Genomic DNA, 23691 nt, shown 5'->3' with positions numbered 1-23691 from the left:
CGGGACAACAGATTCGAAGGAACGCGCTCGTCACTCGCAAGCCTCGACAATGCGGCGATCGTGTCCTCGCGCAACGACGAGTAGTACCGACACCATAATCGCGTAGGCAACGGTGGTCACGATGGCGAACGCGATGCAGGTCGCGATGAGCCCGGCGCCGGATGCGATCATCGCGCCGCAGACGACGACGACGAGCAGGAGGCGCATGAGTTGCAGGCTGAACAGCAGTCCTTCTCGCGCAAGCATCGGGAGCAGCGGGGTGATCGGCGCGACGATCAGTTGCAACGACATCGGAACAGCGAGAATCGCCGTCACTGTGCCAGCGGTCTCCCACCCTGGACCGAACACCGGCACGGCGAGGAGCGGGGCCAGAACGATGAGAGCCACGGCCATCAGCACGGCAACTCCTCCAAGTCTCACTACCTGTTTGCGGAGGATCAAGGCGACAGTCGGCTTGTTTGCGCGAATGGCTGCAGCAGCCCCGCCTTGAACGATCTGGGAGAGCGCCTGTCCGATGAGTGCGATGGGAGCGCCGGCTACACGCTGTGCGACACCCACGTAACCGCTGGCGGCCGTGCCGAACGTGGAGCCCGAGACAATGGTGATGGCCTGCATCGAAGCCGTCCACACGACTCCTGATCCCACGGCCAGGGCAATACGACGAGGCGTGAGCGCTGGAGCCGACGTTCCTGTTTGACTTGCTGCGACACCACCGCTGCGGGGTCGAGTCGCGAGAATGGAAATGGCACGACCAATGAGGATCGCAACCGCGAGCGCCAGGACAGAGTGCAGGAAGACCGCGGCTACAAGCTGCAGCCCTGCGGCCAAGAGGCCCGAGACGGCGTTCCGAAGCGCGAGCCGTCCGTGCTCGCCAGTGCGTATGAGACGTGCATTGTCGAGATTCATCCAGGCATAGGCGGCGATGATGAAGCCGACCATCGTCGCCGTCTCAGCAGCTGTTGCGTTTCCGGTGCTCAGGAGCAGGAGCCCGACGATCGCAGCCACGAGCGCGACAGCGCTGGTCGATAGATAGCCAATTCGGATGTAACGGCGCAGGACATGCTGGTCGGGCACGAGCGGGATGTAGAACTCGAGACGTAGCGACGCAAGGGGCTGCAGGATGAGCGCGACAGCAGTGGCGATCTGATAGACACCCATTTCGGCAGGCGTGAAGATCCTGGTGAGAATCGGAATCGCGACGACGAGGCTCAACTGCCCGATGAGCTGGCCCACAATCATCGTGGTTGCTGATCGGCGACCCGCGCCGCCTCGCTCAGCCATTTGGTGCACCTTGTCTAAAGGTCATCGGGAGACCGTTCACAGCGATGCGTCAGCGAGCAATTGATGCTCGATCGTCTCGAGCTCGCGGCTCGCTGCGGAGAAGGCGGTGTCCAACTCGTCGTGCCGAGTCAGCTGTGCTGAGAGGAAATCGGCCATTTCGGGAATCGTGCTGATGGAACTGTTGAGTGTCATCTGCTCGTATCCGACCGCGCGGAAGTTTGCCGCGACCTTGGGGACGGGGTTCGGAATGAGCTGTGCCGGCACGACCCCGCTCGTTGCCGCGACGACCAGGACATGGAGTCGGTCGGAGATCACGATCCGCGAGCGGTCGTAAACTTCACGCACGAAGGCTTCGTGGGCAAGATCGTGTTTGCCCGACCAGTCGTCGTGAGACGCGTTCAATCGTGCTGCCACGTCACGAGATCGCGCCACGTCGCCATAGACCTGCGAGACGACTTCGATGCTGAAGCCGTTGTCGGCAGCGAAGTCGCGGACTGCCTGGAACCACGGGTCCTCGGGCATGGGACGATCCCAGCGGAGACTCACCGCCAAGACCGTGCGCGTTGCGGCGACTGATCCGACCCGTGTAGACATGCTGAAACCGATGTCTGGGGACGGCCTTCCAGTCCGCAGCCGTGCGGCGTCCTCACGCGTGCGCCAGAGGCAAACCTGCGACGCGCGACTCGCGAGGCGATGCAGAGCGAGGTTGACCCGTGTCGGACGGGCGACGGCGCGCGGTGGCCGTACAACATACCCACGCTTCGCGCGGACGAGGAGAGTCAATGCGAGATAGACCACTTCGCGACGGAAATTGCCGCGATCGAGAGGAACTTCGCCCGGGTCGAACACGAACACGGGACGCCTCGACCGGATGAGGTCGCTGATCCAGTGGCGAACATTCGCCTTTGTCCGTACGACATGGTCGTCAACCATGAGACCAACTGAGGGGAACCACTCTTCGGGTGCACCACCAACGTACGCACGGATCTCGCCCATTTTTCGCGCCCAGGCGAGAGACTGGCGTCGGATGACGGCGTCGCCGATGTTGGTGAAGTCGCCGGTGAGGGAGACGAAGACTTTTCGTGGGGGAGTCAAGCGGATTCCAATCATCGGCCGCAGAGCGGCGCGGTGGTGTGAAGTGCGGAAGATGGGCGGTGCGCGGAGTGCATGGTGGATATCAGGCGGGACGCTGAGGTGATGACTTCTGCGGGATGCGAGCTCGAGACGATTGCCGACCGTGTCCGTCACCGCTCAAGCCAACCGCGGTTGCGATGAGTATGGCGAGCAACAAGTACACGACGAGCCCTTGCGGGAAGAGGAAGATCCTCCACATTTCGGCGAGTGAGTAGGCGACAACTGCGCCGGCTACCACAACGATCGACCTGAAGTGACTGATGTAGCCGAAGAGCCACCCCGCAACGAACATCGTCATCAGGATGTAGCCGAGACCCCACCACCCGTACGTGGCGAATACATTCGCGAAGGCGGAGTTCGTCGTGAGGCTCGACGCTACTTGGACTACTTGCGAGATGGATCGGGCGGCTGCCTGACCGGTTCCTTCGCCTTCTGGACGCAGGAAGGTTGGAACGATGAGCAGTGCAGACGAGATCGGGTCGCTGGACGTCGAATATCCTCGATTCATGATCCCGTTTGCCACACCAAGTGAGACCTGGAAGGGCGCTCCGAGATAGGCGGCAATCTGATAGAAGTTCATCGACACAGGGTCACTGACGCCTGATGCAAGGTAGTACTGAGCGTTGCGGAAGTAGTTGAAGACCGTTAGTGCCGCGAAGACCAGCGCCGCGCTCGTAACCACCGGCACTGCTCTGAAGCGAATCTCCCCGCGGAGACGGAACACCAAGAAGATCAGGACGACGACGGCCATGATCATCGACAGGCGACTTGAGAAAAGTGCGCTCGCGACCAGGAGCAGGATGTTCCATACAGCGAGCGATAGCCGCCCGCCGCTGTACTTCCAGACGTACATTGCGACCGGCGCAGAAATTGCGGCCGTGTATCGCAAGGTCGCAATACCAGCAACACCGCCGATCGTTTCTTTCAGGTCGTTTCCTTGGGTCGCCGTCAGGACTTCGATGATCGACGTCTGCTGTTGGGCGAGGTACATGGAGTACAGCACACCAATTGAAGCGAACACGGTGAGTACGACCGAGAACCGGCGCTGGAACCTACCCGAAGTCGTCCGGGTGACGAGCGACTCGCTCGGACCGAGCACTCGACCAACGCGCGAGCCAACCCACACCAGCCCAGCGCACGCCGCGTAGAACGTGATCAAGAGAAGCCATGCGCCGACATTCGCATCGGCGCGAACATCGAAACCACGGAGTCGGTATGAGCTCCCGGGGACGAGCCAGACGAAGCAGCTGGCTACGACCGGCGCCAGCAGATAGAACACCGGACTGGTGAGCATCCGACGGATCATGCCGGCCTCCCCCCGTGGCGTTTGCAGCGGACTTGGTTCATACCGTACCGGAGGGGGCTCGTGCTGATTCCGAATCAGCATCGGCATCCTGGACAGAGGCTTGGTCGAACTCATACGCGTGCCTCGCAGACGAATGCGAGCAATGCGGACGCCTTGGAGGCCCAGTCCTGTGCGGAAGCTGCAGCTTGACCCGGCACATTCGGGTTCGCGACTGTTTGTGCAGCGGCGAACGCGCGCGCAGCGTCGCGGGTCGTCGTGTATGTGAAGACTCCGGATGCTGGCGCGGCCTGAAGAACAGGAGTTGCGCGGGTGACGACGGCTAGCCCGGAGGCCAGGTATTCGTATAACTTCATCGGACTCCGCCCTTGATTGACCGGAGCATCAGACAAGGGCAGCAGCCCAATCCGTGCACGTCCAAGGACTGCGGGTAGATCGTCGTACGAAACCACGCCACGAAGGGTGACATTACCTGGCAGCGGGGCCGTCGGTGCTGGACCGGGGCCATAGATATCGAACGTCCAGTCGGATGCCGAGTCAGCCATCGCGCGAACAGCGCCCCAATCGAATCGATCATCGAGAGCGCCGACGTAGATTGCACGCTGCGGTCGAGCGTCGGTGGATGATGCTTCCGCGAAACGAGCCAACTCGACGCCGTTCGGCAAAGCCATAGACGGCGTTCCCGGCGAGAGCGGCAACCTCGCAAGTACCTCGCTGGAAGTCGCCACGGCGGCATCGGCTTCGGAGAGGATGGAGCGCTGGAAACGCGCTTTCGTTCCCGTCTCGTAGAGATCGGTCGGACGATAGACGAGCGTCGTGGCCACTCGCCTGAGCTGCAGCGACCAGAGCGTCGGTTGATCGATGAGCACAACGTCGACCTTCGGCTCGCCGAAGACATGCGAGACGATCCGCTCATACGGCAAGCGCGACGAACCCGCAGGAAAGATCGTCCGTGGCACGAGGTGCGTGACACCGTCCGCGTCGGTGATCGCACCTTGACGGGATGCGTGATCCCGGGTCGCCTCGCCCCGCCCGAGCAAGCGGTGGGCCAAGGACACCGGAGTGGATAGATGCAGCACACGGTGTCCGAGCTTCGAGAGCTCGCGGGCGAGATGATGACTTCCGACGCGGAACGTGCCGAATGCGTCGGTGTGGCTCACAAACATGATTGTGAGCGGAGGCTGTCCGCTCATCAACGCTCTCGCAATGTCGTAGAGACGAGATCAGCGGTCTTGTCCCAGCTGTACTCGGCGGCGAATTCGCTCGCCTGAGGTCGATCCGCAAGCGTTGCTGAAAGCGCGTGTGCCCACTCGAGGTCGTCATGCGCATCGGCGATCGAGACACCCTGGCCACGGGAAATCTCTGCTATTGACTCGCAGCCTTCCCAGAAGATCACTGGCGTGCCGCAGGCGATGCTCTCAGCAGCCGGTAGCCCGAAACCTTCGACGAGTGAGGGGAACACCGTGGCCACGGCCCCCCGGTACAGTGCCGCCAGAGCATCATCGGTGAGACCGCTTCGGACATCCACCCTTTCAGCGACACCGAACTCGGCCGCTCGACGGATCGCGCCGTCGCGGTCGTTCATTACGACGACCAGACGACAGTCATCGGTCTGGGCAAGTGCTTTGAGCACGACGTCGAGGTTCTTGTGGGCTCTGAGATTTCCTACATACAAGAAATAGGGATCAGCAGCCTCGGACGGGCCGTCAATCCGGAATGCTGCCGACAAGCCGTTGCCCGCATTGACGACACGTACTCGATCGTCATTTACCCACTCCTCGATTACCCGCTTCGATGTCTCCGAAACGGTGAGCACGAGTCGATTTCTGCGCACGAGCGGCCGCAGCACCGTGGCGTAGTGGGCCGCATAGACGGAACGTCGCGGCGTGGTGGGGTGCAAATGGATGAGGTCGTGAATCGTAACTACCTGGGGTATGCGAGCGATGAACCCGTTGTATCCGGGGCTGTAGATGCTCGCTCCCCGTGGTGCGCGTCGAACCCGCAGGAAGTCCTGTGGCTGTGATGGGCGCCCGCCCACCTCGAGCGCCGACCATTCGACGCTCAACCGTGGGAGTACCTCGGACGCATAGCGACCGATGCCATGGACGCCGCTCCACCTGGTGTCGGCAAGGATCATGAGGCGAGGGTCCGATCGGTTCCGTCAGTGCGGGCGGGTCGGCCGACCCAGCCGGTGAGCTTGGTGGCGAAGGCGGCGGAGCCGAACAGCGCGTTGACGCGCTCTTGAGCCGGTGCCATGTCGACGAGGAGGGCGCGCTCGACCGCCTCGCGCAGCGTCGCGTCGTCGAGCGCATCGACGACGACGCCGCCGTCGATGGCGAGCACGCTCTCGGACGCGCCACCTTCGGAGAGCACGAGCGCGGGCGTACCGAGTGCCATCGCCTCGACGGGCATGATGCCGAAGTCCTCCACGGCTGCGAACACGAGGAGCGACGCCGCCTGGTAGAGCGCGAAGAGCAGTTCGTCGCTCGGTCTCGTCATGATGATGACCGGCACCATCGCGGCATCCGCGAGGGCTTGTAGCTCGGCGTGCTGCGGACCAGCGCCCGCGAGCACGACCGGCAGGCCGGCGAGTTCGCCGGCGCGGATGGCGACGTCGAGCCGTTTGTAGTCGACGAAACGGGAGGCACCGAGGACGTACTCGGACGGCAGGGTCGAGAACAGGTACGCGTCTTCGGCGCTCAGGCGGTCCGCCCAGGACGGCACGCTCTGGAGGTACTCGACACGGACCGGCGGGTGGATGACCTCCGCCTCGACGCCCCACGAGCGCTCCATCCGCTGGCGGATGTAGTCGCTGTTGGCGGCGAACGTCGCGCCGTCCTGCGCGCGCTTGCGGTCGACTCGACGGAGTGCGGGGGCGAGTGCGCGGGCTGCGAGGTTGCCGCCGCGGACGTCCAGCTCGGGGGCCCAGAGGTATCGGGCAGGCGTGTGGACGTAGACGAACCGCTGCGGGCCGTCCACTTCCTGCCGTCCGCCGGCGTGATGCGCGAAGGCGTGCGAGCTGATGAGGACGAAGTCGGCGGCGGAGACGTCGGTCCGGGCCCAGGTGGTCGGCATGAACGGCAGGGCGGCCGCCTTGCTCCGACGAAGTGGTGTCCGCGCGATCCAGGACTCAGTCACGGTGTGGCCGGGAAAGCGGTCTGGCGCGTTGCTCCACAGGCAGTGGATGTCGGCGTCGGGATAGGCGGCGGCCATCGCATCGACGACGTTCTCGGAGCCACCGTGACGTTCGATCCACTCGTGGATGATGAGCCCCGCCATCAGTGGGCCTCCGAACCCGGCGCGACGACGGCACGGATCGTCCGCCACAGGATGACGACGTCGCCCATGAGTGACCAGTTCTCGACGTAGTACAGATCCAGGCGGATGGCGTCCTCCCAGCTGAGCGCCGAGCGGCCGCTGACCTGCCAGAGGCCCGTCATGCCGGGCTGCACGATGAGGCGGCGCTTCGCCGCGGAGTCGTAGAGCGCGACCTCGCCCTCACGCTGCGGGCGCGGACCGACCAGACTCATGTCGCCGCGGAAGACGTTGATGAGCTGTGGGAACTCGTCGAGCGAGAACTTCCTCAGGGTGGCGCCGACACGAGTCAGGCGTGGATCGTTCTGCACCTTGAACAGCGGGCGATCGCTCGTGCCCTGTTGGGCGAGCAACGCGGCGAGCTCCGCGTCGGCGTTCACGCGCATGGAGCGGAACTTCAGCATGTTGAACGGTTCGCCGTTCAGCCCCACCCGCTCCTGCCGGTAGAGGACCGGACCGGGGCTGGTGAACTTCACCAGGAGGGCGACGATGAGCAGGATCGGCGACGCGACGAGCAGGATCGCACCGGAACCGAGGATGTCGAAGAACCGCTTCGAGAACCGCTTCCGGCCCTCGTAGCGCGGCGTCTCCACGTGGATGAGCGGCAGACCGGCCACCGGCCGCGTGTGGATGCGCGGGCCACCGATGTCGGTGAGGCTCGGCGCAACGATGAGGTGCTGACGACCGGGCTCGAGGCTCCAGCTGAGCTGCCGGACGCGTACCGGCGTGAGTTCGTCGGAACTCGTGATGATCACCGTGTCCGCACCTGTCGCCTCGAGCGCCTGCAGCACGGTGTCGACGGTTCCGGATACCGGGATCGTGGTCGATCCGAGTGTGCCACCGACCTTGCCCGTCGGAACACAAGCGCCGACGACGCGGTACCCGGAATCCGTCGATCGCCCCAGCTCGGCGGCGATGTGCTCCGCGGAGTCGGCGGACCCGACGAGCAGGACGAGCGAGGAGTACTTGCCCCGGGCGCGCTGCACCGAGAGCCATTGCCGCCACATCCAGCGGGACAGGAGGAGTACAAGGATGCCGAGCGGGAACGCGAGGAGGAAGTAGCCGCGAGCGAGGTCGAGTTTGAAGAGGAACGCGACGATGGCCACGAGGCCGAAGAGGCGGATGCTCGCATCGGCGATGAGCTTGTACTCGGCGTTGCCGTTGCCGACGATTCGAGCCTCTCGGGTCCCGAACACGCGGAGGGTCAGCATCCACGCACCGATCAGGACGACCGAGATGATCGTGTAGTTCACCGCGACGGACATCCGATTGGAGAATCCCACGTTCGTCGTCTGTTGATCGAAGTCGAACCAGACCAGTTGTGTCCCGAAGACCACCCAGATCAGGACGAGAGCATCCGTCAGTGCGAGACGGTTCGCGTACACGCGTCGCCAGTCGCGCACGACGACACCAGGTGGGGCGGGGGCAGTGCTCGCGGGCGTCGTTGGCAGCGGCACGGAAGGCTGCGACAACATGCGGTCTCCGTGGTGGAACACGTAATTACTACTGATGACGAGAAGTGAAGGAGGCGTTTCGATACGGGACTGTATCGGTCTTGTTGACACTAGCGGTGGAGATGCCCGACATCTGTCCCCTTTTTGGCGGTTGTGACCCATTTGGGCCGCAAACGCGACAACTGTAGGGAAAACCCTACTGCGCACCAGGCGCCGGTGGGGCGCCTCAGGAAGGGACGGCTCCCCACGAGGCGCCGCCGTCGGGCGAGCTGAAGAGCAGATCGCCCACCCAGAGCCAACTGACCCCTTCGGCTGAGGTGAGCGCGGCCGGCGCGGTGACATCGGCCCCTGCGACGCACCCGACACTCTCCGGCGCGGACGTAGCGGTCAACGTCGTACCGGGCACGCGGAGGACTCCGAGGCCTGTGCAACCAGTGACTCCACGAGCGGCGAACAGGATCTGTTCCGGTTGGAGCTCCACGGCATGAATACCGGCGAATGGGATAGACGTCCAGGAGCCGTTCGTCGCATCCCACTCGGCGAGGGCGGCCGAGCAAGCCGTCACCGTGCGAGTCGCGTCTGCCGCGAGCGCCTCGATGATCGGGCAAGGCGCCACCACCGGCTGCCCTGCCATGACGACCGTGGTCGAGCCGTCGGGCGCGACCGGTGTCTGGTAGGCGATGGTCGAGAGCAGCTCGGGTGTGGAGGTCCACGTGTCGCCGGCGTCGGTCGACGAGTACCCGCCGAGCGCACAGTCCGCGCCGGCTGAACCGACGAGCTGCACTTCGTCCTCGCTGGTCGCCGTAAGTGCGGAGACGACGCGGAGGTCGAACGCCTGGGCTGTCGGGATCACTGCCCACGTGGCGCCAGCGTCCTCGCTGCGCTCGACGACGGCGGGAGCTTCGCAGGTTCCTTGCGTCGCGCGCCAGATGACGGTGGCACTCCCCGCAGCGATGAACCGGTCGCTCGGCTCGGCGGCAGCAGGCTCCTCGGTCGGTTCCGGTGAGGCGGAGGCAGACGGCGTACCACCGAAGGTGGGAATCGGGCGCTGGGTCGCATCGTCCGAACTGCGGCCGTTGGCCGTGAGCGCGAGCCCGACGAGGATGACGTCGGCGACGAGGAAGAGCGCCAATCCGATGAGCGCCAATGTCCGGCGTCGGGAGCCGAGGCGATCCCAGAAGGTCTCCTTGCGATCGCCCGCGCGATACGTCGACCTGCTCTGCTTCGGCGTCACGCTCGGTCGCCCGCCTGGGCGAGTCGATCCGCGATGACGGAGACGTGATCATGGATCTGGTCGCCGACCCGAGCGTAGGTGGTCGCGCTCCGGCGGTAGGGGTCTTCGATGTCGTCATCCTCCGGGTCCTCCGGCGGCGGAACGGAGCCACGCTGCGCGGCGACTTCATCGACGAGCATCCACGGGTCGGAGACGGCGGGGGCCTCCGCGACGAGCCTCGCGAACTGCGGCACGGTGAACGTGACGCGGGAGGCTCGGGGGAGAAGCCGTGCCACGACGCTGCGGTGTTCGCGGGTCGCCGTCAGGATCAAGTCGGCATCGGCTACGAGGTCGCGGTCGAGCGGTGTGGGGACGTGGCCTTCCGGTGAGCCACCGAAGCGGCGGGACTGTTCGACGACCTCCTGAGGCATCTCGAGGCCCTGGCCGACGCCCGTCCCCGCGCTGGACACGGTGATCGGCCGGCCACCCGCGGTGACGCCGGCTGCGGCGAGCCGCGCGGTGAGGATCTGCGCACCGAGCGCCGAGCGGCAGATGTTCCCCGTGCAGACGAAGAGGACCGAGAACGGCCGCTCGTGGGTTCCAGAGGAACCGGTCACTTCTTCACGTCCTCGGCGTAGCCGTAGCCGGCCCCGTAGCCGTACCGGGCGTATCCGTAGGCGTCAGGGCCCTTGGTCGGCACCATGGTCATGACGAGGCCGGCGACCGAGGCGTTCACGTGCGTCAGTGACTCCAGCGCACCCTTCAGCTGGTTCTTGTGGGTCCGACCGGCTGCGACGACGACGAGCGCACCGCCGGTGTGACGGGCGAGGAGCGCACCGTCCGTGACCGGCAGGAGCGGCGGTGCGTCGATGAGGACGTAGTCGAACTGCTGCTCCAAGCCGCGGATCAGCTTCTGCATCGTCACCGATCCGAGGAGCTCGCTGGGGTTCGGCGGAACGGCACCGGCCGGCAGGATCGACAGCAGCCCGCGGCCCCAGGGCTGCATGGTGTCGTCGAGGGTCGCACGCCTGATGAGGACATCGCTGAGCCCGACCGCGCCTTCGATGTCGAAGTAGTTCGCGAGCTTCGGGCGCCGCAGGTCGGCGTCGATGAGGACGACCTTGTGACCGGCGTCCGACAGCGCGATCGCCAGGTTCGCCGCCGTCGTGCTCTTGCCCTCGCTCTGGATCGAGGACGTGATGACGTAGCTGCGTGGCTGATCCGTCACGTCGAGGAACTGCAGGTTCGTGCGCAGGCTGCGGAAGGACTCGGCCCGCGGGCTCTTCGGGTCGGCCTGCACGATGAGCGGCCGCTGCCGTGCCTTCGGGTCGAAGGCGATGCCGCCCATGAGCGGGATGTCCGTGACGCCTTCGACGTCGCGCTCGTTCCGGATACGGGTGTCGAGGGTCTCCTTCAGCACGGCGAACCCGACCCCGAGCGCGAGACCGACGAGGAGTCCGAGGGCGATGTTGAGGGGGACGTTCGGGCTCACCGGGGTGAACGGGACGTCAGCCTCCTGCACGCGGGTGAGCTTCACCGGGCTCGATGCCCCGTTTTCAGGGGTCTCGATCTTCGCGACCACACCGGTGAGGCTCTCGGCGGTCGTGTTCGCGATCTCCGCTGCGAGCACCGGGTCCGGGCTCACCGCCGTGATCTCGATCAGTGTCGTGTCGAGCGGCGCGGACGCCGAGACCTGCTGTGACAGCTGCCCCGCGGTGATGTTGAGTTCGAGCGTCGCGATGACCGGCAGGAGGACGATCGGCGTCTGAACGAGGTCCGCGTAGGTCTTCACCCGTTGCTGGGTGAACGCGTTCCCCTGGGCCAGTTCCTGCACGTTGTCGCTCGACTGCGTCGAGACGAAGACCTTGGCCGACGAGCTGTACTCGGGCGTCTTGACGAGCGAGTAGGTCGCCGCCAGCGCCACCCCGAGCAGGGAGAGCGCAACGATCAGCACCCAGTACTTGCGAAGGACACGGAGATAGTCACGAAGCTCCACGCGGTGGCATCCGATCAGTCAGAGGGGAGAGCATGGCGCCTCGGATCGAGGCGGCCCCGAAGAGGGGGTTGTGAGCCATGGTGCCACAAACCGTCAGCTGTTCCCGAGCGTCGTGATCCAGCGGGTCGACGCGTGGCGTAGCTTTGCGACCGTGACGGACGACCCAGGAACCCCTTCGAGCGCGGACTCGCGACGCGCCAGGACGCGGCTGACCATCGCGCTCATCGGGCTCGCGGCCGCGGCCCTCTTGGCCGTGACCATGCGGGCAGGGGTGCAGATCGCGCAGCCGTTCGACGCCCTCGGTGGTTACGTGCTCGTATGGGTCCCCCTCCTCGGTGCGGTGCTGCTCGCCCGATTCGCCGTTCCGGCTCCTCGTGGAACTGCACCGGTGCTCGGCCTCGCCTTTCGACCGATCGACCTGCTCTGGGGGCTGGCCGCGGGGCTCGTCCTCCGCATCCTCGTCAGCGCCCTCGAGGTGGTCGTCTACGGCTCATTGCCGGCAACGGCGGGTGGTGGAGCGCCGACCGGGAGTGCGCTCATCGTGGTCTCGTTCATCGTCGCCGTGCTCGCGGCCACGGTGATCGCTCCCGTCGTCGAGGAGCTGTTCTTCCGGGGGCTGCTGTTGCGATCGATGAGCGGAAGCCTGCCCGGCCGGGCAGCGTGGGTCGCCGTCGTTATCTCGGCAGCGCTGTTCGCTTCGCTCCACCTCGTGGTCGTGAGTGGGACGTCGGAGGCACTCGTCACCGGCGTCGGAACATTCCTCGTCGGGCTCGGAACCGGCACCGCCGCCGTGCTCACCGGGCGCCTCGGTCCGGCCATCGTGATGCACATCGTCTTCAACGCCTCGGTCCTCGTGCTCGGTGTGACCGCCGTGACCGGTGGAACAGGCGTCGTGATTGAATAGCGCCCATGCCGTCCCCATCCGACGACCGTCGTTCATCTTCCGGCGATCGCCCCGCCGCTCGACGGTCTGAGGGCCCGAGCCGCACCGACGGCTCCCGACGGAGATCGAGCGCCAGCTCCCGCGCACGTCGTCGCGATGGTGCTCGTGACGAACGCTTGAAGGTGCGCCGTCGCAGGACGCTGCTCATCGTCGGTGGTCTCGTCCTCGTCATCGTCGCTGCCGTGGCCTGGATCGGGGTGCGAGCCTTCCTCGCCAAGGGCGAGCTCGAAGCCGCCGTCCCACTGGCGCAGACGGTTCGCGAGCAGGTCGTCGCCGACGACCCCGGAGCGGCCGGCACGACCGCGCGAGAACTGGCCGCGCATGCGCGATCGGCCGCCGATCTCACGAGCGATCCGATCTGGCGAGCCGCTGAGGTCATCCCGTGGATCGGCCCGAACCTCGCCGCCGTCCGCGAGCTGGCCGGGGCGACCGAAGATGTCGCCGTCGGTGCCATCACGCCGCTCGTGAACCTCGCTGGCTCCCTCCGTCCGGAGCTGTTCAAGCCCGTCGACGGTGCCGTACCGCTGCAGCCGATCGTCGATGCGCAGGAGGACGTGCGCAAGGCGGATGACGCTCTGGAAGGTGCCGCCAAGCGGGTGCGGACGATCGACGAAGGCCCGCTCATCAGCCAGGTCCGTGGCGCGGTCGACCAGCTCCGACCCGTCCTCACCGAGACTGCCGACACCGTGGACGCGGCGAGACGCGCGATCGATCTGATGCCGGCCATGCTCGGAGCCGATGGGCCGCGCACCTACCTCGTGCTGTTCCAGAACCCGGCTGAGCCGCGGGCGAGCGGCGGCAACCCGGGTGCACTCGCACTCATCGGTACGGACGGCGGAAAGATCTCATTGCTGCAGCAGGCGTCGACGGCCGACTTCCCACGCTTCCCCGAGCCGGTCCTGCCGCTGCCGACCGAGACGGCAGGCATCTATGGCAACATCACCGGCCGCTTCATGCAGAACGTCACCCTGACGCCGCGATTCCAGCTGTCCGCCGAGCTCGCCTCGGAAATGTGGTTCCAGCGCTTCGGCACCCGCGTCGACGGCGTGCTCAGCATCGACCCGGTCGCCCTCGGCTACCTCCTCGACGCGACCGGCCCGATACCGCTCGCGACCGGCGACGAACTCACGACCGAGAACGCGGCGCAGCTCCTGTTGAGTGACGTGTACAACCGCTATCCGTCCGGGCCCGAGCAGGACGCATTCTTCGCCGCGGCGTCGGGTGCCGTGTTCGACCGCGTCGCGTCGGGTGACTTCGACCCGGCCAAGCTCATCGGAGCCCTGGCGAAGGCGGGGACCGAGCGGCGGGTGCTGGTCTGGAACGCGGCCGAGGCGGAGCAGGCGCTGCTCGACGGCACGACCCTCACCGACCTGCTCCCCACCGCCGAGCAGGCTCCGCAGACGTTCGGCGTCTACGTCAACGACGCCACCGGTAGCAAGATGGGCTACTACCTGGACCTGCAGGCCGCGACCGGTGTCGCGAAGTGTGGTTCAGACGGTCAATTGCTCGGATTGCAGCTCACGCTCACGAACACGGCTCCAGCCGATGCGGCCTCGACGCTGAGCGACTACGTGACCGGCGCCGGTCAGGCCGGCGTGACGCCGGGCAACTTCCGTTTCATCATCGCCGTCTACGCCCCTCCGGGGTCTCTGCCCGGCGGGGTCCAGCGGGACGGTGTCGAGCTCCCGTCCCAGCTGGCCACCGATGGTGAGTACCCGGTCACGCAATTCAAGATCGAGCTCGCTCCAGGGGAGAGCACGACCATCGACCTCGGTGTGACGGCGTATGACGCCTCAGGAACGCCCGGAATCGTGTCCACTCCGAAAGTTCATCTCTCCGAAACACAACAGGTGGCCATTAACTGTGAATTTGCTCTACAGTGAGAACTGTTGTCGCTCTTGACCCGTTTTCGGGGGGTGTCGGGGAGGCACGATCTACTTCCGCTGTGAGACGACATCGTCCTGGCGGTCGGCTACAGCACTGTCATCGCACCAGTACACCTGCAGAGCCTTCAAGGGGACATCACATGATCAAGAAAATCACCGCGGTCTTCGCGCTGGCCCTCGCAGGCCTGTTCGTCGCGCCGATCGCCGCCAACGCTTCCTACGTGCCGGATGCCGGCATCACGGTCAGCGGTTCGGTCACTCCCGGTGGTACCGTCACCGTTTCCTTCGGCGACGGCGGCTTCCAGCCTGGCGAGACCGTCTCGCTCGCTCTGACCGGTGAGAACGCTTCGGGCGCCACGCTCGCCGCCGTCGAGACGAAGACCATCCAGAAGACGGCCTCCTCGACCGGAGCCGTCAACCTCAACGTCACGCTGCCGACCAACGCAACCGGTTCGTACACGGTCACCGGCACCGGCCTCACCACGGGCATCACCGGCACCGCGACCCTCACGGTCACCGCTGCTGGTTCGGGCTCCGGCTCGGGCGGCAACGACAACGACCTCGCTGACACCGGCTTCGGCGCTCCGGCGTTCGTCGTCTGGGGTGCAGCCGGCGCAGTCGCCCTCGGCGCAGCGCTCATCGCGGTCCTCGTGATGGTTCGCCGCCAGCGCGCTTCGCTCGCGGCCTAGTCACACCGCGGCTCACGCCGCACACGAAACGGCGGCCGGTGCTTCTGCACCGGCCGCCGTTTCGTCGTTCCCGAACCCTACGCGTCATCGCTCGGGTGGTCGGGGTCTTCCTCCTGGTTGAAGTTCGAGGCGTCGGGGTCGTGACCGACCGCGAGGCCGTCCTCGCTGTTGGGGATGGTCTGGTTCTCGCCCAGGCCGCCCGGCTTCGGCGTTCCCCCGCTGCTGTTCTGGTCGGTGTCGTTCGTGTCGTTCGTCATGGGGACAGGTTAAGAGGTACGCGAGCGCTGTTGAGCGGGCTTGACAGGGTGTCCGGGACGGTGGTTTCGGGCCCTTCGACAGGCTCAGGGACCGGGCGAACCGACGGTCCTTGCGGAAAACGGATAGGCCGGGACATACCTCCCTTCCGGGGGACAGATGACGGGCAATACAGTTCGAGCAGCCTGGGTCCGGTCGTCGGATCCTCCACGACCGAAACGAGCATCATGACCGCCACCGCCGCTTCCAGGACCGCTCCGAAGCCGATCGTCATCTCCTTCTGGCTGTGGGTCGTCTCCGCCGTCCTCTCCGTCATCTCCGGTGTCACGACCGCGATGTCAGCCGGGACCGTCGCCGAGGCCGCAGCCGAACAGTCCGCCTCGGGCGGTGTGCTCTCCTCGAGCGTGCTCCTGATCTCGACCGCCGTGGGCGCGTTCATCGTCGGCGCCCTGCACGTGCTGTTCGCCTTCTTCATGCTCCGCGGTCGCAACTGGGCTCGGATCGTCCTCACCGTGGTCGGCATCCTCTCCGTCCTCGGTTCGATCACCGGGCTGATCGCCCTCAACCCGCTCTCCTTCATCTTCGTCATCGTGACCATCGTCGCGATCGTCCAGATGTACGTGCCGGCAGCTCGCGAGTACTTCGCCGCGAACAAGCGATGAGCGACCACCCTGTCCCGGCGGAGACCGCCCCGCGCCCGGGCTCGCGCCAGGAACGGGCTGAAGCTCGCCGCGCCGAGGCGCGCCTGCCCTACAGCCCCTCGCCTGACACCCGGTGGGGTATCCCGACCGCGCTGACGACCTTCGTCGCGATCGTTGCGCTCCTCGTCGTCGTCGAACTCGCACGGACCTTCGGCGTCCTTCCCGGTGAGGTCGGCACGATGATCATGTGGATCATCTTCGACGGCGGCATCCTCATCGCCCTCGCGATCGTCTGCCGAACCTGGGGAAGCGGGTCCTGGTCGACGGACTTCGGTCTCCGCTTCCGCTGGTTCGACGTGTTCATCGGGCTCGGTTCCGCCGTCGGTATCCAGCTGATCGGTGGCATGATCGGCCAGTTCGTCATCGCCCTCACCGGCGAGACGCCGAAGTCGAACATCGCCCCGCCGTCGCCAGAGCTCGTCTGGGTGCTGGTGAACACCGTGTTCGCCACGGCGATCGTCGCGCCGTTCTGCGAGGAAGCGCTCTTCCGCGGGCTCCTGCTGCGCGGATTCCGGAACACGATCCTCCGCGGGCGGACGACGAACGGCGTGCGCCGAGGTGCGGCGACGCCCTCGACCGCCCGGCGCCGCACGGCGGCCATCGTCTCGGTGGGAGCGAGCGCACTGATCTTCGCGATTGTCCACCTCTACGAGGGCTGGGGCAGCCCGGTCACGATGGTGACGCTCGGACTCACCATCCTCGTGCTCGGCACGGTGAACGGTGTCTACGCCGCGACGACCCGACGCCTCGGACCGGGCATCTGGACGCACGTGTGGTTCAACACCTTCACGGTGCTGCTGACGCTGGCACGCAGCGGGAGCTGAGCCGGGCGCCGGTCCCTGGGCGAAGCGAGGAGCCCGTGGGCCCTTCGACAGGCTCAGGGACTGGGTGGGGCTCAGGGACCGGCGGAGGGTTAGGGACCGACGGGGCTGAGGGACCGGCGAAGGGCTGAGGTACCGGCGGGGACCGAGGGATCAGGGGCGGAGGGTCGGACTCGGCGCTCGTAGGCGGCGTCGGCCGCGAGCACCGCACGCACTCGGGCCAGGTCGAACTTCGGCTTGCGATCGAAGTCGTAGATGCCGTTCTGCTCCTGGAACGTGTCGGTGAGCTGCGTGTAGCAGTAGCCGAACATGTTCTCGTCGTCGGTCAGTACCCGGACGAGCCCCGCGAAACGCTCGTGGAACTCCTCGACCGACGCCACCCGCGCACCATAGCCCCAGGAGTCACCACCGGTGTCCGCCGCCGCGAGCTCCGCGTTCCACCAGATGCCGCCGAACTCCGACACGAAGAACGGCTGCCCCTCGTACGGCAAGGAGATGGTGCGTCCGTCCTCGAGGTTCGTGAACGGCTCACCGTCCGCGATCCCACCCTGCTCGACGGCGAACGCCGCCGGGTCCTGCTCGTAGGAGTGTGCATCCCACACGTCGGTCTCCCGCACCCGGTGCGCGTAGCCCGAGGCGTCGATCACCGGCCGACTCGGGTCGATCAGCTTCGTCGCGAGGAACATGCCTCGCGTGACGTCGTCGAGGACGGTCACGCGGTCGTGCAGCGTCTGGTGCGTCTCGTTCAGCGGGCACCAGCCGATGATCGATGGATGGTTGACGTCGCGCTCCAACGCCTCGACCCATTGCGTGATGAACGACGCCGTCGGGCCCTGGTTGTGACCGACCGTGCCCGCACCGGACACGCCCCAATCGCCGAACTCGCCCCACACCAGATAGCCGAGGCGGTCCGCGTGATAGAGGTACCGCTCCTCGAACACCTTCTGGTGGAGCCGCGCACCGTTGAACCCGGCGTCCATCCCGAGCGTGATGTCGGCCACGAGCGCGTCGTCGTCCGGCGCGGTCATGAGCGAGGACGGCCAGTACCCCTGGTCGAGCACGAGCCGCTGGAAGACGTGCTCGCCGTTGATCAGCACCGCGGTGCCGTCGATCGCGACACTGCGCAGCCCCGCGTAGCTCGAGACGCGGTCGGTGACGTCGCCCGCACCATCGCGGATCTCGATGTCGAGGGTGTAGAGGAACGGGTCGGCGGGGCTCCAGAGCCGCTGCTGGTCCGCCGGGACCTCGAGCCGCACCGACGGCGACATCGTCGACCCGAGCTGCGCGGTCTCGCTCGCGACGACGACACCATCGGCGGACAGGGTCACCGTCGCGGTCGCACCGGCGGCGTTGCGGCTGGGGACGAGCGTGCAGTCGAAGCGCGCGGCGTACGCATCGGGGACCACGGTGAACCGCCGCAGGTGCAGCTCGTCGACGGCCTCCACCCAGACCGTCTGCCAGATCCCGGTCGTGCGGGTGTAGTAGCAGTCGGTGTTGCCATACCAGGTCGCCTGCTTCCCACCGGCCTTCGGCTCGTGGCGGGTGTCGCGGGCGCGCACCACGATCTCGAGTTCCTGCCCCGGCTCGACCGCACCGAGCGGCACCCGGATCGGCGTGAAGCCACCCCGATGCCGCATCGCCTCGACCCCGTCGACCCACACGGTCGTGTCGTGGTCGACGGCGCCGAAGTGCAGCACGCCCTGCTTCCCCTGCCAGCCGGCCGGAACCGTGAACCGCGTGCGGTACCAGACGGCCTCCATGAAGTCCGTGTGCTCGACGCCCGATGCGGCCGACTCCGGCGCGAACGGGACGAGGATGCGGTCGGTCAGTTCGCGGCCGAGGAGCCCGCGCTCGAGCCCGCTGTCGCCGGCGTCGATCTCGAACTCCCACAGGCCGTTGAGGTTGACCCAGCCGTCACGGACGAGCTGCGGCCGAGGGTACTCCGGGCGCGGCTGCGGCGTGGTTTCGGCGCGGCCGCTCGGCAGCGGGGCGGGGAAGCGGAGAGGGTGCGTCATGGGTGTCGTTCCGATGCGTGGTGGTGGGTGGAGGTGTCGTCGGGGCCCTTCGACAAGCTCAGGGACCAAGGAGGTTGCTCAGGGGCCGGGGTGGCCCTTCGACAGGCTCAGGGACCGGGAGTTCGGCTCAGGGACCGGGAGTTCGGCTCAGGGACCGAACGGGCTGAGCCTGTCGAAGGGCGGGGAGTCGCTACCGGGCGTCGTCGACGGCCTTCGTCAGCTCGGCGACGAACGCTTCAGCGGCCTCCTTGGGGGTGGTCTTGCCGAACTGGACGTCCTGGTTGTAGCGGCCGAGGATCTTCTCGCTGTCGCCACCGCCGACGGGGGTGATCGCCGGCGGGGTGCCGGACTCCTCGCGCGCGGCGTCGACGACGCCCGCCACGATCTGGTCCGTCGGAGTCAGGTCGGGCTCGATGGCCTTCTGGAAGTCCGGGTTCGCGGGCATGCCGCGTTCGGTGCTGAAGAGCTTCGCGACCTCGGTGTCGGTCGTGAGGAAGTCCACCAGCAGTGCCGCCTCGGCGGGGTGCTCGGACTTCGACGAGACCGACCAGTACATCGACGGCTTGAGGTACTGGTATCCCTCGGAGGCGTCCTTCGCCGCGGGGAACGGGAGCATGTCGAGCTGGTGGTCGGGGGCGGCGGCCTGGAACGCGGTGAGCACCGACGACGGCTGGAAGGTCATCGCGACCTTGCCCGTGCTCATGTCCATGAGGTCGATCGCCACACCGTTGCCCTCGGCCAGCTGCGAGGCGCTCGGGGCCGCGCCGCTCTCGATCTGGTCGAGCGCGTACTGCCAGTAGCTCTCCACGACCTCGGGCTTCAGGATGACCTTGCCGTCTTTGTCGTAGATGTCGTTGCCGTGCTGACGCGCCCAGAGCGTGAGGGTCGGCATGTCGCCGCCGAACGGGGACATGCCGTGGACGGCGCCGCCCGAGGCCTCGGTCACCTGCAGGGCGACCTCGTTGAGCTCGTCCCACGTCCAGGTCGTCGCGTCGGGCAGCTGGATCCCGTACTGCTCGAAGATGGACCGGTTGACCATGAGGCCGACGGTGCCGACACCGATCGGCACGCCGTACAGCTCGTCCTTCACCTTGCCCTGGTCGAGCACCTCGGCGCTGAGGTCGGAGGTGTCGAGGAACTCGTCGAGTTCGCCGAGGTCTGCAAGGGCCCCGCGCTGCGCGTACGAGGCGAGGTAGAGCTGGTCGAACTGCATGACATCGGGGGCGTCTCCGCCGGCGACCGTGGTGGCGAGCTTGTCCCAGTAGCCGCCCCACTCGGTGGACTGGCCCTTCACGGTGATGTTGGGGTACTTCTTCTCGAAGAGGTCGATTGCCGCGCGGGTGCGCTCGTCGCGGGCCGTGGCACCCCACCAGTTGAAGGTGATGGTGACGTCCTCGTCGCTGAGTGCGGCGTCTCCGTTCCCGCCGCCGACGGCGCAGCCGCTGAGGGCTAGGGCCGAGATGGCGGTGGCGGCTGCGAAGCCGAGGAGACGGGACCGGGATCGTGGTTGGCGTTGCATGATGCTCCTTTGCATGGGGTGGATGGGGTGGCCCTTCGACAGGCTCGGGGACCGGGTTGTGGACTCGGGGACCGGGGCTACTTGCCTCCGGTGGTCGCGATGCCCCGCAGGAGGAACCGCTGACCGAACAGGAAGGCGAGGAACACCGGCAGCAGGGTGACGACGCTCATGGCGAAGAGGGCGCCGTAGTCCGATTGCGACTGCGTGTCGACGAACGAGCGGAGGGCGACCGATGACGTGTACCTGTCGGGGTCGGTCACGAAGATCAGCTGGCCGAAGAAGTCGTTCCACGTCCAGATGAAGGTGAAGATCGCCGTCGTCGCGAGTGCCGGGGTCATGAGCGGCAACATGATCTGCACGAAGATCCGCAGGTGCCCCGCTCCGTCGATGCGTGCCGCCTCGTCGAGCTCGCGGGGGATGCCGCGGATGAACTGCACCATGAGGAAGATGAAGAACGCGTCCGTCGCGAGGAACTTCGGCACGATGAGCGGCAGGTAGGTGTTGATCCAGTCGAGCTGGGCGAAGATGACGTACTGCGGGATGATCAGCACGTGGATCGGCAGCATCATGGTGAGCAGCATCGCCGCGAAGGCGAAGCGCTTGAACCGGAACCGCAGCCGGGCGAAGCCGTACGCGGCGAGCGAGCAGGTGAGCAGGTTGCCGATGATCGACCCGACGACCACGATCGCCGAGTTCGCCAGGTAGCTCCCGAACGGCTGCGCGAGCGCGTTCCAGCCGTTCGTGTAGTTCGACGCTTCGAAGGTGTCGAGCACGAGACCCGGGTTGTCGAAGATGTACCCGTTCGGGCGGAGGGAGGACGCCACCATCCACAGCACGGGGTAGAGCATCAGCAGCCCGAGCAGGATCAGCAGCGCGTGCTTGCCGATGCTCGAGATCCGCTGTCGGCGCAGGAGCTTGGCGCGCTGAGCGTCGCCCCGCTCGCGACGGGCGGCCGCATCGGGTGAGAGGCCGTCCTCGGAGGAGGGGCGGGTCTTGAGGTCAGTCATCGTAGAACACCCAATACTTCGAGGCCCAGAAGTTGATGGCCGTGGCGGCGGCGATGATGATGAGCAGGAGCCACGCGATCGCCGACGCGTACCCCATCTGGAAGCTGCCGAAGCCCTTCTGGTACAGGTAGAGCGTGATGAACAGCGTCGAGTCGGACGGCCCGCCCGATCCGTTCGACACAACGTAGGCCTGCGTGAACGACTGGAACGCGCCGATGATCCCCAGCACGAGGTTGAAGAAGATGATCGGGCTGAGCAATGGCAGGGTGATCGACCGGAACTGGGTCCACCGGCCGGCACCGTCCGTCGAAGCCGCCTCGTAGTACTGCCGCGGGATCTGCCGGAGGCCGGCGAGGAAGATCACCATCGGGGCGCCGAACGTCCACACGTGCAGGATGATCAGCGTCGACAGCGCGGTGTCGGGTTCGGAGATCCACCCGGGGCCCTGGATGCCGAAGACGGCGAGCAGCGCGTTGACGAGTCCGCTCGAGCCGAAGACGAGCCGCCAGAGGACCGCGATCGCGACGCTGCCGCCGAGGAGTGACGGCAGGTACAGCACCGACCGGTAGAACGAGAGCCCGCGCATGCCGCGATCCAGGAGGACCGCGATCGCCAGGGCGACGATGAGCTGCAACGGCACCGACACGAGGACGTAGGTGATGGTCACGCCGAGGGATTGGTGCAGTCGGGGGTCCTCGACCATCCGCTGCGCGTTCTCCAGCCCGGTGAAGTTCGGGTTCTGGAGGAGGTTGTAGTCGGTGAACGACAGGTAGAGCGAGACGAGGACCGGTCCGAGCGTGATGACGAGGAAGCCGATGATCCAGGGACCGAGGAAGAGGAGTGCCGCACGGTTGTCCCGGAACTCGGAAGCGTCGCGGTGCTTGATCGCCCCCTTCGGCGTCCGCAGTGCGCGCAGCTCGTTGAGCGCGCTCATGTGGCGGCTCGGGTGATGGGTGGTGGGCTCTCGAACATGCTGCGCATCTCCTTCGACTCGCTGCGACCGTGCTGACAGGGAGACACGCTAACGGCTTGTGCTACGTAGCACACGACACAGTTGGAAAACGCTTGCCGTGACAATCCGGGCGTCGTGGAGTCGCTACGCTTGCGTCAGGACGGACGCGCGGTGGAGCGTGCGCGACCGACGGGGAGGCACGGATGGCAGTGACCGCACGGGATGTCGCGCAGGCGGCCGGTGTCTCCCAGCGGACGGTTTCGGACGTCGTGAACCTGCCGGGGCGGGTCGGCGCCGAGACCCGCAAGCGCGTGCAGGCGGTCATCGACGAGCTCGGCTATCGGCCCAATCCGCACGCGCGGGGGCTCCGCAACAACCGCAGTGGACTCATCGCGCTCGTCGTCCCCGAGCTCGATGTGCCGTACTTCTCCGACCTCGCCCGCTGCCTCATCCCCGAACTCACGAAACGCTCGCTCACCCTCGTCGTCGACCAGACGAACGGCGATCCGGAACGCGAGCGCGCGGTGCTCACCGGGGGAGCGGTGTCCTCGACGTTCGACGGTGTGCTGCTCAACGCCCTCAACCTCACTGCCGCCGACGTCGAAGCCGCCGCCGCGACGCAGCCGATCGTCCTGCTCGGCGAACGCGACTACGGCGCGAGCGCGGACCATGTCGCCATCGACGGCACCGAGGCTGCCTACATGGCGACCCGACACCTGATCGAACGTGGATGCACCCGCATCGGAGCCATCGGTCGGCAGGCCCATTCCACGGGCACCGCGAAGCAGCGCGTGGACGGGTTCACGAGAGCGATGCTGGAGGCCGGACTCGACCCGAACCGGTATATGGCCGAAGGGGAATACGATCGCGCGAGCGGAGCGGCGGTCATGGGCCGCATGCTCGACGCCGGCGATCCGCCCGACGGCGTGTTCTGTTTCAACGACCTCATGGCGCTGGGCGCGATGCGTGCGGCGTGGGATCGCGGCGTCGACATCCCGCGCGACCTCGCCGTGGTCGGCTTCGACGACATCGAGGACGGTCGCTACGCGATGCGTTCGCTGACGTCGGTGGCCCCAGACAAGGAGGCCATCGCCCGCGAGGCCGTCGCCATGCTGGTCCAACGCGTGGCCGGGCACGTCGGGCCGGGGCGCCGGGTGCGCGCCGGGTTCGAACTGATCGTCAGAGAATCCTCGGCCGGGTGACCCCT

The 23691-nt window shown here is 66.6% G+C and carries 21 protein-coding genes; 6 read left to right on the top strand and 15 right to left on the bottom strand.

Annotated elements, in window-relative coordinates:
- Positions 1-30: 30 nt before the first annotated feature.
- From AC4PMY_RS11615 to AC4PMY_RS11570, 10 genes are all read right to left on the bottom strand, one after another.
- Positions 31-1281 carry an oligosaccharide flippase family protein gene (locus AC4PMY_RS11615; RefSeq protein WP_491622788.1) on the bottom strand — a complete coding sequence of 417 codons (1251 nt, stop codon included), beginning with the start codon at positions 1279-1281 and terminating at the stop codon, positions 31-33.
- A 36-nt stretch (positions 1282-1317) separates the two neighbouring features.
- Positions 1318-2376, bottom strand: coding sequence for a hypothetical protein (locus AC4PMY_RS11610; protein ID WP_491622787.1), 1059 nt, complete (start codon positions 2374-2376; stop codon positions 1318-1320).
- A gap of 82 nt (positions 2377-2458) precedes the next feature.
- Entirely contained in the window at positions 2459-3721 is a 1263-nt protein-coding gene (locus AC4PMY_RS11605; protein ID WP_491622786.1) for a hypothetical protein, read from the bottom strand.
- A 110-nt stretch (positions 3722-3831) separates the two neighbouring features.
- Entirely contained in the window at positions 3832-4878 is a 1047-nt protein-coding gene (locus AC4PMY_RS11600) for a glycosyltransferase (RefSeq protein ID WP_491622785.1), read from the bottom strand.
- A gap of 32 nt (positions 4879-4910) precedes the next feature.
- Positions 4911-5855, bottom strand: a complete 945-nt coding sequence (locus AC4PMY_RS11595; RefSeq protein WP_491622784.1) for a glycosyltransferase family 4 protein — start codon at positions 5853-5855, stop codon at positions 4911-4913.
- Positions 5852-6997: a glycosyltransferase gene (locus tag AC4PMY_RS11590; RefSeq protein ID WP_491622783.1), complete on the bottom strand. Its 1146-nt coding sequence runs from the start codon at positions 6995-6997 to the stop codon at positions 5852-5854. The genes AC4PMY_RS11595 and AC4PMY_RS11590 overlap by 4 nt, the downstream gene beginning before the upstream one ends.
- Positions 6997-8436: a sugar transferase gene (locus tag AC4PMY_RS11585; RefSeq protein WP_491622782.1), complete on the bottom strand. Its 1440-nt coding sequence runs from the start codon at positions 8434-8436 to the stop codon at positions 6997-6999. Before AC4PMY_RS11585 ends, AC4PMY_RS11590 begins: the two co-directional genes overlap by 1 nt.
- Before the next feature lie 277 nt (positions 8437-8713).
- Positions 8714-9721 carry a beta propeller repeat protein gene (locus AC4PMY_RS11580; RefSeq protein WP_491622781.1) on the bottom strand — a complete coding sequence of 336 codons (1008 nt, stop codon included), beginning with the start codon at positions 9719-9721 and terminating at the stop codon, positions 8714-8716.
- Positions 9718-10317 carry an arsenate reductase/protein-tyrosine-phosphatase family protein gene (locus AC4PMY_RS11575; RefSeq protein WP_491622780.1) on the bottom strand — a complete coding sequence of 200 codons (600 nt, stop codon included), beginning with the start codon at positions 10315-10317 and terminating at the stop codon, positions 9718-9720. The genes AC4PMY_RS11580 and AC4PMY_RS11575 overlap by 4 nt, the downstream gene beginning before the upstream one ends.
- The gene (locus AC4PMY_RS11570) at positions 10314-11696 is read right to left on the bottom strand and encodes a tyrosine-protein kinase domain-containing protein (protein WP_071258939.1); all 1383 of its coding nucleotides are present in this window, start codon (positions 11694-11696) and stop codon (positions 10314-10316) included. Before AC4PMY_RS11570 ends, AC4PMY_RS11575 begins: the two co-directional genes overlap by 4 nt.
- 151 nt (positions 11697-11847) lie before the next feature.
- Here AC4PMY_RS11570 and AC4PMY_RS11565 point away from each other — a divergent pair, with 151 nt between their 5' ends.
- From AC4PMY_RS11565 to AC4PMY_RS11555, 3 genes are all read left to right on the top strand, one after another.
- On the top strand, positions 11848-12600 hold the full coding sequence (locus AC4PMY_RS11565; protein ID WP_491622779.1) for a CPBP family intramembrane glutamic endopeptidase: 753 nt from the start codon (positions 11848-11850) through the stop codon (positions 12598-12600).
- Between the two features lie 161 nt (positions 12601-12761).
- The gene (locus tag AC4PMY_RS11560; RefSeq protein ID WP_491622778.1) at positions 12762-14522 is read left to right on the top strand and encodes a DUF4012 domain-containing protein; all 1761 of its coding nucleotides are present in this window, start codon (positions 12762-12764) and stop codon (positions 14520-14522) included.
- A gap of 143 nt (positions 14523-14665) precedes the next feature.
- The gene (locus AC4PMY_RS11555) at positions 14666-15214 is read left to right on the top strand and encodes a hypothetical protein (RefSeq protein WP_491622777.1); all 549 of its coding nucleotides are present in this window, start codon (positions 14666-14668) and stop codon (positions 15212-15214) included.
- A 77-nt stretch (positions 15215-15291) separates the two neighbouring features.
- Here AC4PMY_RS11555 and AC4PMY_RS11550 read toward each other — a convergent pair whose 3' ends face one another.
- Positions 15292-15471 (bottom strand): hypothetical protein, encoded by a 180-nt coding sequence (locus AC4PMY_RS11550; protein ID WP_491622776.1) that lies wholly within the window; start codon positions 15469-15471, stop codon positions 15292-15294.
- 225 nt (positions 15472-15696) lie between these two features.
- On the opposite strand from AC4PMY_RS11550, the gene AC4PMY_RS11545 reads away from it, so the two are divergent.
- Together AC4PMY_RS11545 and AC4PMY_RS11540 are read left to right on the top strand one after the other, a co-directional pair.
- Positions 15697-16131, top strand: coding sequence for a hypothetical protein (locus AC4PMY_RS11545; RefSeq protein ID WP_491622775.1), 435 nt, complete (start codon positions 15697-15699; stop codon positions 16129-16131).
- Positions 16128-16994 (top strand): CPBP family intramembrane glutamic endopeptidase, encoded by an 867-nt coding sequence (locus AC4PMY_RS11540; protein ID WP_491622774.1) that lies wholly within the window; start codon positions 16128-16130, stop codon positions 16992-16994. The genes AC4PMY_RS11545 and AC4PMY_RS11540 overlap by 4 nt, the downstream gene beginning before the upstream one ends.
- A gap of 89 nt (positions 16995-17083) precedes the next feature.
- On the opposite strand, the gene AC4PMY_RS11535 is transcribed toward AC4PMY_RS11540, so the two are convergent.
- From AC4PMY_RS11535 to AC4PMY_RS11520, 4 genes are all read right to left on the bottom strand, one after another.
- The gene (locus AC4PMY_RS11535) at positions 17084-19006 is read right to left on the bottom strand and encodes a glycoside hydrolase family 2 protein (protein WP_491622773.1); all 1923 of its coding nucleotides are present in this window, start codon (positions 19004-19006) and stop codon (positions 17084-17086) included.
- 190 nt (positions 19007-19196) lie between these two features.
- Positions 19197-20525 carry an ABC transporter substrate-binding protein gene (locus tag AC4PMY_RS11530; protein ID WP_491622772.1) on the bottom strand — a complete coding sequence of 443 codons (1329 nt, stop codon included), beginning with the start codon at positions 20523-20525 and terminating at the stop codon, positions 19197-19199.
- Positions 20526-20602: 77 nt separating this feature from the next.
- Entirely contained in the window at positions 20603-21532 is a 930-nt protein-coding gene (locus tag AC4PMY_RS11525) for a carbohydrate ABC transporter permease (protein ID WP_491622771.1), read from the bottom strand.
- Entirely contained in the window at positions 21525-22466 is a 942-nt protein-coding gene (locus tag AC4PMY_RS11520; protein ID WP_071258957.1) for a carbohydrate ABC transporter permease, read from the bottom strand. Before AC4PMY_RS11520 ends, AC4PMY_RS11525 begins: the two co-directional genes overlap by 8 nt.
- Positions 22467-22687: 221 nt before the next feature.
- On the opposite strand from AC4PMY_RS11520, the gene AC4PMY_RS11515 reads away from it, so the two are divergent.
- On the top strand, positions 22688-23686 hold the full coding sequence (locus tag AC4PMY_RS11515) for a LacI family DNA-binding transcriptional regulator (protein WP_491622770.1): 999 nt from the start codon (positions 22688-22690) through the stop codon (positions 23684-23686).
- Positions 23687-23691 lie beyond the last annotated feature (5 nt).

Source organism: Plantibacter sp. MDV22-iso1, assembly GCF_058408345.1.
The sequence above is the reverse complement of the archived record's forward strand: the minus strand, read 5'-3'. Positions and strand labels throughout refer to the sequence as shown.

Excerpts from the sequence above, each read along its gene's own strand:
- AC4PMY_RS11525 (WP_491622771.1), bottom strand. The coding sequence starts at position 21,532 with ATGACTGACCTCAAGACCCGCCCCTCCTCCGAGGACGGCCTCTCACCC.
- AC4PMY_RS11605 (WP_491622786.1), bottom strand. The coding sequence starts at position 3,721 with ATGATCCGTCGGATGCTCACCAGTCCGGTGTTCTATCTGCTGGCGCCG.
- AC4PMY_RS11555 (WP_491622777.1), top strand. The coding sequence starts at position 14,666 with ATGATCAAGAAAATCACCGCGGTCTTCGCGCTGGCCCTCGCAGGCCTG.
- AC4PMY_RS11535 (WP_491622773.1), bottom strand. The coding sequence starts at position 19,006 with ATGACGCACCCTCTCCGCTTCCCCGCCCCGCTGCCGAGCGGCCGCGCC.
- AC4PMY_RS11595 (WP_491622784.1), bottom strand. The coding sequence starts at position 5,855 with ATGATCCTTGCCGACACCAGGTGGAGCGGCGTCCATGGCATCGGTCGC.
- AC4PMY_RS11520 (WP_071258957.1), bottom strand. The coding sequence starts at position 22,466 with ATGAGCGCGCTCAACGAGCTGCGCGCACTGCGGACGCCGAAGGGGGCG.
- AC4PMY_RS11615 (WP_491622788.1), bottom strand. The coding sequence starts at position 1,281 with ATGGCTGAGCGAGGCGGCGCGGGTCGCCGATCAGCAACCACGATGATT.
- AC4PMY_RS11515 (WP_491622770.1), top strand. The coding sequence starts at position 22,688 with ATGGCAGTGACCGCACGGGATGTCGCGCAGGCGGCCGGTGTCTCCCAG.
- AC4PMY_RS11530 (WP_491622772.1), bottom strand. The coding sequence starts at position 20,525 with ATGCAACGCCAACCACGATCCCGGTCCCGTCTCCTCGGCTTCGCAGCC.
- AC4PMY_RS11550 (WP_491622776.1), bottom strand. The coding sequence starts at position 15,471 with ATGACGAACGACACGAACGACACCGACCAGAACAGCAGCGGGGGAACG.
- AC4PMY_RS11590 (WP_491622783.1), bottom strand. The coding sequence starts at position 6,997 with ATGGCGGGGCTCATCATCCACGAGTGGATCGAACGTCACGGTGGCTCC.
- AC4PMY_RS11545 (WP_491622775.1), top strand. The coding sequence starts at position 15,697 with ATGACCGCCACCGCCGCTTCCAGGACCGCTCCGAAGCCGATCGTCATC.
- AC4PMY_RS11540 (WP_491622774.1), top strand. The coding sequence starts at position 16,128 with ATGAGCGACCACCCTGTCCCGGCGGAGACCGCCCCGCGCCCGGGCTCG.